A 10,565-nucleotide genomic window follows, 5' to 3' on the forward strand; every position below is an offset into this window, starting at 1 on the left:
TGGGTGACTAGTGTTCTCGGTATTTGTGCAGCAAATCGATCGGGATATGGCAGTAGTCATTGGGGAAACGAGACAGCCTATCTTGGTGTTCATCGTCACTTTTGACGTAGTTTGTCAGTGGTTTTATCTCTACCACAATACGATCGCTGTCTTCTCGCTGCTCAATATGGCGCTTCGCCGCCGACAAATGTGCGGGATCGTCACTGTAAATGCCAGTTCGATATTTTTCTCCGACGTCGTTGCCTTGTTGATTGAGACTGTATGGATCGATGATCTCAAATAAATAGTCAACCAGCTCGACAACACTCACTTGGGTGGGATCGAATTCAACCCGAACACATTCAGCGTATCCGTCATAGGGGCCATTAGTTGTTGAGCTTGTCCCGTTCGCTCTTCCTGCTTGGGTCGATATTACGCCCGGTAGATGCCTTAAAAATTCTTGAACACCCCAAAGGCAGCCACCTGCGAGATAGATTGTTTGCATTGTGTTTTTATCGTTATTAAACAGTGAATCAATTAGAGCAAAATCTTGATAATAGGCAAGCCTGTAACTCTTATTTGTTTGTTGATGTCGATAAATTCTTCGGGTGGCGTGTGATCGTTTTAACACTTTTTAAAGATGCAGAAAATAAATGAGTGATATGCGCATATCAAAAAACAAAAAAAGAGGGCTTGGCGTGCGTATTTGGTGCCTTAAATTGGCGATTTGAGCGATTTTTATTGTTATGTTTTTCATGCACTTATGAAGCTGGCTTAAACGGTGAGGAAGATGCTAGGTTGTCGACTCTTAAACGGAGGGAATATGATCCAACACAAACAGACATACATAAACCAAGACTTTTCAAAACAAGAGCTTCACTCAGCCGTATTTGAAGCGTGTAAGTTTTACAACTGCAGTTTTGAGTATGCCGACTTAAGAGAGGCTCAATTTGTTGACTGCCGTTTTATTGAGTCAGGTGCGATTGAAGGGTGCAGCTTTAACCATGCCAATCTAAAGGACGCCAGTTTTAAAGGGTGTCAGTTGGCGATGAGCCAATTTGTCTCAGCGGAATGTTTTGGTATCGAAATGCGAGACTGCGATTTGAAAGGTGCCAACTTTGTTCGGGCGAATTTCACCAACCGAATCAGCCACAAAGCCTATTTTTGCTCGGCTTACATAACACGATGCAATCTTTCATACACAAATTTTGAGCGTGCAGTGCTGGAAAAGTGCGAACTATTTGAGAATCGTTGGAATGGCGCGCACCTATTTGGTGTTAACTTCAAAGGCGCCGATCTATCTAGTGGTGAGTTCAGCTCTGAGCAGTGGGAAAGCGCCAACTTTGAGGAGTGCAACTTAGCCCACGTCGACCTTGAAGGCGTCGATGTCCGGAGAGTGTCGTTGTTCGGCGCGAAGATCTGCGATTGGCAGCAAGAGCAACTTCTGTCCCAACTTGGGATTATTCTTCTTTGATGAGTCAAAATTACTTGTATCAAATTCTATAACCATGTCGTTAATTTCCAACCTTTTGTGACGGAATACACGTTTAAAGCAATTGTGTAGCAAGAATTCTTCATTACGATGTGATTTTTGATGTGCAACTCAAATCATAGGCTAATGTAATAAAAGTTTCGGTTGCATAAAAAATAAGTATGGAGAACATGCTGCTTTTACAACGCAAGAGCTTTTGGCTAGGTTCAGTGTGTCTATTTTTAATAGGAGCGACAGGGTACTTTCTTCTTTCAAAGCAGAAAGGAGAAATGTCGACGGTTCGGGTTGGAGTCTCCTTGACTCCGACAGCGTCTCCTTTTCTTATTGCTGAAAGGCTCAAACTGTTCGAAAAACATTCTCTCGACGTTAGCCTCTTTCCTTGCGTTTCTGGCAGTGCGTGCACACAGCTGATGCTAGACCACAACGTAGATTATGCCACCGCCTCAGAATCGGTAGTGATGTTTCAAAGTCACGAGCACAATGAACTTGCTTTGTTGGTGTCGTTTGTTGAGTCAGACAATGATCTCAAGTTGCTCACTTTGGGGCCAAACAACATCCGTAATGTTGCTCAACTTAAAGGTAAGCGAGTCGGCCTTATAAAGGGAACCGCAAGCGAGTTTTACTTTGATTCCATTCTGCTGGCTAATGATCTAAAAGGGTTGGATGTGGAGAAAGTCTACTTAGACGCCAATGATCTCGTTCCTGCTTTGCTTTCTTACCGAGTTGAAGCGATTTCTGCTTGGGAGCCAATGGGGTATCAAGCCAACCTTCACTCTGCTGCTGAAGTCATTAATCTAGGTACTCGCGGGGTGTATCAACTCTCGTTCAATCTTCTTTCTACTACGCCTTACCTTGAGTTTGTTGGAGACGAACCAACTCGGTTACTTAGCGCACTAAATGAGGCGATTCAATGGATAAATATCAATCCAGAGCAAGCACGTATTTTAGTCGCGGAGCGGCTTAACATTCCGGTTAATCAAGTGGAATGGTCTTGGCAAGATTACGTGTTTCGGCTCTCGTTGGGTAATTCGTTATTGTCTAACTTACAGTTTCAAGCCCGCTGGGCGGACGAAGCGGGACTTGTCGCGGGTCCGAACCCAGATTTTCGTGACGTTTTCTATTCTCGTCCTTACCAACAGGCTACTTTGCAGAGATATTAGCGATGATCAGTTCACTGTTTAAAAAACTGTTTCTGCTGTCGACAACCACCATGTTGTTGACGCTGCTGATTGTGGCGTCGTTTGCCAAGATTAACAGCGAACAAAATCAGACCAAATCTGAGCTTGATACCATCATTGACCTTCAACTAAGAGTTGACCTACTTCGCAGCCAGTTATGGGTATTTCTGCAGTTTGGCGATCAATCCAGTCTTAAGCAGGTAGAGTATGCCCAAGCTGAGCTTGCCACGCAGCTCACAGCTTATGGCGAACAGGGCGCTCGATTCGACAATTTGCAAAGGATGAACCAAAGCTTACAAGCCTTATTGACCCAAGAGAAGCAACTCTATGACCGAGACGTGGCAAGCGAGGAAGGGATCAACGCGTTTGGTTTACTACATTCGCGTTACAACATGATTGTACAGAATATGACCGAAGAGTTGGCGCATGTTCACCAAGTGGTGGTCGACCGAAGCGCGAGCAACCTTTCTAATGTCATGAAATCCGCCGCGGCATGGTTGATCGTCTGTTCACTGCTGGTCAGTTTTATTGCCTGGCTTATTTTGCTGCGTTTCAAATCCGATGCCGAGTCGGTCAAAGAAGCCATTGTTGCGTTGGCCAAAGGCAATCTTGAAGCAAAAGTGGACACCGCTTCCATGGACTCTGAATTTAAAGGCATCGCGTTTTTCTTCAACCAAATGACTATCTCGCTGCGTGAATCAACGGTGACCAAACATGAGTTAGAAGAAGAGGTGAAACGCCAAACCATGCAGTTGGAGAAAAAACACGAGCAATTGATTTTCCTTTCAGAGCATGATCCGCTAACGGGTTTATACAATCGCCGAGCATTCGATAAATCACTCGAAAATGCGATCGTGAAAGCCAATCGAACCAAGTGCAAATTGGCGATTCTATTTATTGATCTTGATGATTTTAAGGTGGTCAACGACACATACGGGCATGATGCGGGAGACGCCATTTTAGTCAACGTGGCAAACCGATTGAGTAACGCGATTCGTCAGTCAGATTTTGTAGGGCGACTAGGGGGCGATGAGTTTGTGATTTGTCTCGATCTGCTGAACAATTTTGACATTCTACCGCAAAAGGTCGAGCAAATTATGCAAGCCATCTGTGAGCCGATTGGTTTCAATGGGCGAGAACTGTCGATCAGCGCCAGTATTGGCGTGAGCCACTTCCCTGACAGTACGAGAAACAAAGAAGTACTGCTTAGCATGGCAGACGAAGCCATGTATCGTTCCAAGCACGTAAAAGGACCTTGCTGTTACGATGGCGAAACCATGCAGTGTCAATCCTCCACAAGTGATGTTGTGGAGCTCGCTCAGGTTAGAAAACACCCCAGTTGATTCAACCGCTAAGTATCCTGACAGCCTATGTGTAAATAAAATTTAACATCTTTTATAAATGCTTTATGGCCTTAGTCACTCGACTTTAGTTCCAATAATAGACATCTTATCCCTGTTTTGGCTTATGTCTGCTTTTTAAGCCAGTTATACAGGGATAGTACATTATGGATAATGAACACAGTTTACGAGAAAATTTACTTGCACTCACTTTAGGCAGTGCATTGGTGTCACTTGGAGTCATCTTTTTTAGCCAAGTAGGACTGCTTACTGGTGGAACCGCAGGTTTAGCAATATTTTTGACGAAAGTGACCGACTTTAGCTTCGGGCAAGTTTTCTTTGCCTTGAACCTACCTTTCTATTTATTGTCCGTGATGCGGATGGGATGGCGTTTTACGATTAACACCTTTATTGCGGTTTCCATCGTTTCTGTAGCCGTGGACCATTTGCACAACGTGATTGAAATTGCGCGAATCGACCCCTTGTACGCAGCCTTGATTGGTGGCGGTCTAATCGGCATTGGTATGTTAGTCATCTTCCGCCACAAAATGAGCTTAGGTGGATTTAACATCCTTGCGCTTTTCCTTCAAGAGCGTTTCGGCATTCGCGCTGGCAAGGTTCAAATGGCGCTAGACTGTTCGATTGTAGTGATGTCGCTGTTCATTGTTGATGTGTCTCTGATTGCTCTGTCTATACTAGGTGCTGTTGCCACCAACCTCATCTTAGCGATGAATCACAAGCCTGGCCGATATCAGCCTCAACCGAGCAACGCCTAAAGAATAACAAAACGGCTTAGCATGATGCTAAGCCGTTTTGTTAATGAGTGCGTCCAAAGAGTGAATCTGTGGAATTGCGTCTGACACCTTCCTGTTTTCTCGGTTTAGATAGATGGCTTGGCACCCCGCGGCTAATGCGGGAACAATATCTTTCTCGAGCGTATCACCGACCATGACAAGCTGATTGCAGCGCACATTAAGTTTTTCAGCAATGCGTGAGTAATAAGCAGAATCATTTTTATCAATACCCAGATTGGCTTTGCAGAAATAACCACTGATGTACTGATCCAGCTCTACGCGTTGAAATGCCTGCTGTATTTCTGATTCGTTTGAGTCTTGAGCATTGGTGGCAACATAGATGGCGTGGGAAGCGCAAAGGTGCTTTAGCGTTTCTTTTGCCCCCGGCATTGCTAAGATGGTTGGCCAATGTAACATCTTGCCGTGTTGGGTTGGGTCATCGAACATCAAGGTGTTGCCCCAATCGAATAGGTAGATTACATCCAAGTTTTTCATTGTGATTCCTTTGCTGTACTTAAGCGTTAAGTATATGAATACAAAATCTTATCCTAACGACAAAATACCCGATTAGTACATGAGGCGCAGTTCATATTAAATACGCACCTAGATTTTCATCGTCTTTCTTTAAGGTGTTTAATATGTTTTCTATTGATGATGTAGTAGTGGCTACACAAGGTATCGATCTAGGCCAAATGGTCGTTGTTGGTATTAGCAGTGGCGGCGCGTACATTCGCGTTAGCGTTGACGGCATGACTCTGACTTACCCAGTGAAAAGCCTAAAAAAAGCTTAATCGATTCCTAATCTCTTTGGAAATCCAAGCATTCTAGAAGGAGCCTCTTGCAGGCTCCTTTTTCATTTCAGCTGTTTGTACTCTTCATCTCTTCTTTCCTGCTGCGCTCTCACCAATATGCCGAACTCGATACTGGTGAAAAATACCTAAACTGCTTTATATTCGCCATGCCTATAGTTTAAATGAGATATTTCATACTATAAGTGGTTGATTATTATCAATTCATCTAGTGGCATGTACTTTGCTGTATAGCTGGAAGTTCTGAGCGGCTAAATCAATATTAATGAGTTCTATAAATACTCTCATTCTTATGGATAGTTTTGATTCTATTGATGTCGAAGCATGAGTCTGAACGTATAAAAATTATAATTCTCATTCTTAGCGCACGCTCAGTGTCAGAGAATGCCAAGCACCATACCTAGATAAGGAATAGTCATGATATCTAAGTCGTTACGTTGGTTACTGCCATGTGTCATTTTAGCCGGGGCATACGGAGGCTACAGTGCGATTGCGTCAACCGAACCAGAGCCTGATTCGGCTAAACCAAACAAGAGCTTGCCAGTTGTTACCGTTTCACCGATTCGTTCAAGCAACTATAACGTTGTTATCTCAAGCCACGGAGAGCTACAACCTGTCGAGGTAACCCAACTTTCTGCACAGGTTTCCGGTGAAGTGATCAGTTGGCACCGTAATTTTGTTGTCGGTGGCGTCGTTAAACGTGGTGAAGTGTTGTTTGAGATCGAAAGCGACAATTACCAAGCGGCGGTTCTTCAAGCCCAAGCGCAATTGGCGAGTGCTCAGGCAATGCTGATCGAAGAAAAAGCAAAGGCTGAAGTCGCTAAGCGCCAAGCCAAAAATCTCCCTCAAAAGCAGGTCACAGATCTCTACCTACGCAAACCTCAGGTGTTGAGTGCGACCGCACAAGTTAAATCAGCACAAGCGGCATTGAAACGCGCCAAGCGAGACCTAGACAACTGTAAAGTGGTCGCCCCTTACGACGCCCTGGTCGTTGCTCGAGATATTGGTGTCGGTCAGTTCATTACCGCAGGGGCGCATGTCGCGACACTTAATAACGTTGAAGCGGGAGAGATCCACATTCCGATTGCTGGGTTTGATAGCGCGTTCTTGCCTGAAAGCTATGCAGGTCTCCCAGCCAAAGTGTTGTTACGAGGATTAAACACGGTTGAACGTGAAGGCGCGATTGAGCGCGATCTTGGCGTGGTAGACACGAGTACCCGAATGATTAATGTCGTCGTAAGAGTGGAAGACCCTTATGGGATCGCCTCAGACAAGACGCCAGTCAAATTCGGTTCTTATGTCGAGGTTCAGTTTGTTGGCAAAGAGCTGGAGCAAATCTATCGCTTGCCACAAGAGTTGGTCAACAATCAGCAGGTTTGGGTAGTCAACGAGAACAACGAGCTAGAGCCAAGAATGGTCAACGTAGTGAGAGCAGAAAAAGAGTTTATGTTGATTGCGGGAGGTCTCTCAGATGATGACCAAATCGTGCTGACCGTTCCGGAGTATCCGCAAAAAGGTCTGCTTGTTGATGTTAACGTGTCAGATGAAGCGATTATTTTCTAGGAGCGCCACATGGAAGAGACTAAGCAAAAGGGCTTAATTGCTTATTTCGCCAACAATTCGGTGGCGGCGAACTTATTGATGGTGTTCATTCTGATTGTAGGAACCGCGAGCTTTTTCTTCATTCAGAGGCAGATGTTCCCCAATATTGAAGTGAACTACATCAATGTGAGCGCGCAGTATCCAGGTGCGTCGCCGCAAGAAATCGAAGAGAGCATCTTAATCAAGGTCGAAGAGTCGCTTAAAGATGTCACAGGCATCAAGAAAGCGATCTCAACCGCGAGTCGTGGTTATGGTTCAATTGAACTTGAAATCGATGTGGATGAGGAGATCGAAGACGTTCTCGATAAAGTGAAGCAAAAAGTCGACTCTATCGCCAACTTTCCTGCAGGAATGGAGCCGGTACAGGTCTACCAATTTGAGTTTCGACAAGACGTGATTGAAATGGCGATTGTTGGTAATCGCTCGCTGCTTGAACTAAAACCGATTGCCAAGCAAATTGAAGATGAATTGCTGCAACTCAATAATGTCGCTTTGGTGGAGTTGGGCGCGCCTGAATATGAGATCGCAATCGAGATCGAACCACGCATCCTGCAAAAATACAGCCTAACGTTGAATGATGTCAGCAAGGCGATTCAACGCTATTCGGCTAACTATTCTGCGGGTGAAGTGCGTACGAACGCCGGGATGATCTCCGTGCGTATTGAAAACCAATACTACAGCGGCGAAGAGTTTCGCCAAATCCCAGTCAAAATAGGCGCCAATGGGGGCAAGGTTTTACTTCAAGATATTGCCACCATCAAAGATGGGTTTACCGAAGACGATCGATACTTTAAGTATTCCGGTGAAAATGCCATTTACCTCTCAGTGAAAGCGACCAAAGATCAAAATATGGTGGCAGTAGCGGAGTCGGTGAAGAGTTACATCGAAGAGAAAAACAAAGCGTTGCCATCGGATTTGACCATCAAAACCTTGGTCGACATGACGTACTACCTGAATGCGCGTCTCGACATGATGCTGAAGAATTTACTTCAAGGCGCGGTGTTGGTCGCGTTGATGTTGAGTATATTCTTACGCTTCAAACTGGCGATGTGGGTGATGGTAGGCTTACCGGTTTGTTTCTTGGGTGCGGTTATGTTGATGCCAGCGATTGGTGTTAGTATCAACATTGTGTCCCTGTTTGCTTTCATCATGGTGCTCGGTATCGTGGTTGATGACGCCATTGTCATCGGTGAGAGTGCATACACCGAAATTGAGAAAAACGGCGGCGGAGTCGACAATGTCGTTCGTGGTGTAAGACGTGTCGCAACCCCTGCGACATTCGGCGTGCTTACCACGATTGCGGTGTTTGCCCCGTTCTTGATGTCTAAAGGGATTGAGCGTGCCTTCTTCTTCGGCATTGCCTCAATTGTGATCTTGTGTCTGTTATTCAGCTTGATCGAATCAAAACTGATTTTGCCGTCTCACTTGGCGCACTCAAAGTTCAAGCCGATTAAGAAGGGGAGTTGGCGCGATCGATTCAATACTCGCTTCTTCAGCTTTGTTAATGGTCCGTACAAGCGATTTGTCACGCTATGCACGCACTGGCGTTGGAGTGTGTTTAGTGGCTTTGTCGCTTTGTTGGTCATCAGTATTGCAATGGTGATGGCGAACTATGTGCGTATCGTGCCTTCGCCTAAAGTGCCTCATGATTTTCCCAGCATTAAGCTGGTAATGAATGACAATGTGTCGAGTGAGCAAACTATCTCAGCGTTAAAACAGATTGAGAGCACGGTGCTTTCAATTGACGACGTGATCGCCGAAGAAACAGGTCAGAAGATGATCAAAGATATCTTGACCTTCAATGAAGGGCGTAAACAAGGGCGCTTGGTGATTCCGTTAGTGGATGAAGAGTTAAGACCGTTTAACACCTTTGAGCTCGCCAGACGTTGGCGTGAGCAAATGCCTGCAATTGCCGGTCTAAAGACTTTGACGATCTCTGACAATGTTAACGATGATGGCAAAGGGGATGAGTTTGGATTCTTGCTGTTTGGCTCTGACATCGACACATTGAACGAAGCAGGGCGAGAGCTGATCGTAACGCTTAAGCAGCAAGAAGGCTTGTTTGATATTTCCTCTTCTATTGATGCCGGAAGCCAAGAGGTATTGCTGTCTCTTGCACCAGTGGCGTACGACTTAGGCTTGGATTTGTTTGACATCGCCAGTCAGGTCGGCGGAAGCTTCTACGGAGGTGAAGCGCAACGAGTTCTTCGTGATGGTGAAGAGATCAAAGTGATGGTTCGTTATCCTAAGCTGACTCGCGAAGCGTTCTCGTCATTGCGTTACGCCATTATTACAACTCCGGAAGGCAAAAAAGTCATGCTTGGGGATGTCGTCGAAATCACTCAGAAACCGGGCGTAAGTACCATTCGCCGTGAAGGAGGCTTCCGAAGCGTCTATGTATACGGCTCAATTGATGAGGAATTGGTCGAACCCGGTGCGGTGATGGAGCAAGTCAACGGAGAAATCATTCCTCAGATCCTTGCTAAATACCCGGGCGTGAAGAGTGAGCTTGGCGGCACCATTGAAGAGCAGCAAGCTCAACAAGATGAGCAGAAAATCTTCTTTGTCGCAGGCATGATTATTGTTTATATGCTGTTGGCCATTCCACTCAAGAGCTACACCCAGCCACTGATCATTATGTCGGTGATCCCATTTAGTCTCACTGGCGCAATATGGGGACACTACTGGTTTGGTCTTGACTTGAGCATGATGTCCACCTTTGGCTTGATTGCGGCGGCGGGGGTAGTGGTTAACGACTCGTTGGTGATGACCGATTATGTCAATAAGGTGAGAAGCGAAGGCGTGGCGATCAAGCAAGCTGTGATTGAAGCTGGATGTGCTCGCTTTAGAGCGATTACACTCACGTCCATTACCACTTTTGTTGGGGTATTGCCGATCATGTTTGAATCCAGCTTGCAGGCCAAGTTCGTGATTCCTATGGCAGTGGCACTGGGCTTTGCCGTTCTGTTTGCTACCTTGCTTACCCTGATACTGGTGCCTTGTCTCTACTTGATGCTGGAAGACATTAAAAATGTTTTTCGTCGCATCAAACGGTTGTTCAGCCGTAAGCAACCAGCACTAACCAACTAATATCAAAGGCGGAGTTTTTCTCCGCCTTTCTTGTTTGAAATCGACTATTTCCCCGCTTCGACCATTTCGATAATCTTATGTGCTTTTTCAAAATGATCGAGTTTGTGGGTTTGAATCCACCAAGTAGCTGCTTCCATTAGTAACTCTGGGTCATCATTCTTGTTAGCAAAAAATGCATAGAATGAGACGCCGACATTATCGCCTTTCTGCGCGATTTTCTTGTTGCAGACTGCAATGACCTTTTCCCTAAGTGATGTTCGCATGAGGTTTCCTAGCTGGTG

The 10,565-nt window shown here is 45.5% G+C and carries 10 protein-coding genes; 7 read left to right on the top strand and 3 right to left on the bottom strand.

The window, feature by feature from the left end:
• Nucleotides 1-7: 7 nt before the first annotated feature.
• Nucleotides 8-484 (bottom strand): peptide-methionine (S)-S-oxide reductase, encoded by a 477-nt coding sequence (locus U9J37_RS19960; RefSeq protein WP_043887436.1) that lies wholly within the window; start codon nt 482-484, stop codon nt 8-10.
• A 318-nt stretch (nt 485-802) separates the two neighbouring features.
• Between U9J37_RS19960 and U9J37_RS19965 the strand changes: the two genes are divergently transcribed.
• The 4 genes from U9J37_RS19965 (at nt 803) to U9J37_RS19980 (ending at nt 4,765) form a co-directional block, all read left to right on the top strand.
• A complete protein-coding gene (locus tag U9J37_RS19965; RefSeq protein ID WP_005476113.1) occupies nt 803-1,453 on the top strand; it encodes a Qnr family pentapeptide repeat protein in 651 nt (216 codons plus the stop codon).
• Nucleotides 1,454-1,632: 179 nt separating this feature from the next.
• Nucleotides 1,633-2,631, top strand: a complete 999-nt coding sequence (locus U9J37_RS19970) for an ABC transporter substrate-binding protein (RefSeq protein ID WP_416200458.1) — start codon at nt 1,633-1,635, stop codon at nt 2,629-2,631.
• 2 nt (nt 2,632-2,633) lie between these two features.
• Complete coding sequence (locus tag U9J37_RS19975; RefSeq protein WP_005476116.1) at nt 2,634-3,992, top strand: GGDEF domain-containing protein; 1,359 nt, start codon at nt 2,634-2,636, stop codon at nt 3,990-3,992.
• A gap of 164 nt (nt 3,993-4,156) precedes the next feature.
• The gene (locus U9J37_RS19980; protein WP_005476081.1) at nt 4,157-4,765 is read left to right on the top strand and encodes a YitT family protein; all 609 of its coding nucleotides are present in this window, start codon (nt 4,157-4,159) and stop codon (nt 4,763-4,765) included.
• A gap of 27 nt (nt 4,766-4,792) precedes the next feature.
• On the opposite strand, the gene U9J37_RS19985 is transcribed toward U9J37_RS19980, so the two are convergent.
• Complete coding sequence (locus U9J37_RS19985) at nt 4,793-5,278, bottom strand: HAD family hydrolase (protein ID WP_005476089.1); 486 nt, start codon at nt 5,276-5,278, stop codon at nt 4,793-4,795.
• A 143-nt stretch (nt 5,279-5,421) separates the two neighbouring features.
• On the opposite strand from U9J37_RS19985, the gene U9J37_RS19990 reads away from it, so the two are divergent.
• The 3 genes from U9J37_RS19990 (at nt 5,422) to U9J37_RS20000 (ending at nt 10,284) form a co-directional block, all read left to right on the top strand.
• Nucleotides 5,422-5,574 (top strand): hypothetical protein, encoded by a 153-nt coding sequence (locus U9J37_RS19990; protein ID WP_005476051.1) that lies wholly within the window; start codon nt 5,422-5,424, stop codon nt 5,572-5,574.
• Nucleotides 5,575-6,009: 435 nt separating this feature from the next.
• The gene (locus U9J37_RS19995) at nt 6,010-7,155 is read left to right on the top strand and encodes an efflux RND transporter periplasmic adaptor subunit (protein WP_005476065.1); all 1,146 of its coding nucleotides are present in this window, start codon (nt 6,010-6,012) and stop codon (nt 7,153-7,155) included.
• 9 nt (nt 7,156-7,164) lie between these two features.
• Complete coding sequence (locus U9J37_RS20000; RefSeq protein ID WP_005476111.1) at nt 7,165-10,284, top strand: efflux RND transporter permease subunit; 3,120 nt, start codon at nt 7,165-7,167, stop codon at nt 10,282-10,284.
• A gap of 44 nt (nt 10,285-10,328) precedes the next feature.
• Here the strand turns inward: U9J37_RS20000 and U9J37_RS20005 are convergent, their stop codons facing one another.
• Nucleotides 10,329-10,547 (bottom strand): DUF6500 family protein, encoded by a 219-nt coding sequence (locus tag U9J37_RS20005; RefSeq protein WP_005476085.1) that lies wholly within the window; start codon nt 10,545-10,547, stop codon nt 10,329-10,331.
• Nucleotides 10,548-10,565: the final 18 nt, after the last annotated feature.

Source organism: Vibrio sp. 16 (assembly GCF_963681195.1).
In the GTDB taxonomy this organism is placed as follows: domain Bacteria; phylum Pseudomonadota; class Gammaproteobacteria; order Enterobacterales; family Vibrionaceae; genus Vibrio; species Vibrio sinaloensis_D.

Bases quoted from the DNA above. Each gene is read 5' to 3' on its own strand.
- U9J37_RS19990 (WP_005476051.1), top strand. From the start codon at position 5,422: ATGTTTTCTATTGATGATGTAGTAGTGGCTACACAAGGTATCGATCTA.
- U9J37_RS19985 (WP_005476089.1), bottom strand. From the start codon at position 5,278: ATGAAAAACTTGGATGTAATCTACCTATTCGATTGGGGCAACACCTTG.
- U9J37_RS19970 (WP_416200458.1), top strand. From the start codon at position 1,633: ATGGAGAACATGCTGCTTTTACAACGCAAGAGCTTTTGGCTAGGTTCA.
- U9J37_RS19995 (WP_005476065.1), top strand. From the start codon at position 6,010: ATGATATCTAAGTCGTTACGTTGGTTACTGCCATGTGTCATTTTAGCC.
- U9J37_RS19960 (WP_043887436.1), bottom strand. From the start codon at position 484: ATGCAAACAATCTATCTCGCAGGTGGCTGCCTTTGGGGTGTTCAAGAA.
- U9J37_RS19980 (WP_005476081.1), top strand. From the start codon at position 4,157: ATGGATAATGAACACAGTTTACGAGAAAATTTACTTGCACTCACTTTA.
- U9J37_RS20000 (WP_005476111.1), top strand. From the start codon at position 7,165: ATGGAAGAGACTAAGCAAAAGGGCTTAATTGCTTATTTCGCCAACAAT.
- U9J37_RS20005 (WP_005476085.1), bottom strand. From the start codon at position 10,547: ATGCGAACATCACTTAGGGAAAAGGTCATTGCAGTCTGCAACAAGAAA.
- U9J37_RS19975 (WP_005476116.1), top strand. From the start codon at position 2,634: ATGATCAGTTCACTGTTTAAAAAACTGTTTCTGCTGTCGACAACCACC.
- U9J37_RS19965 (WP_005476113.1), top strand. From the start codon at position 803: ATGATCCAACACAAACAGACATACATAAACCAAGACTTTTCAAAACAA.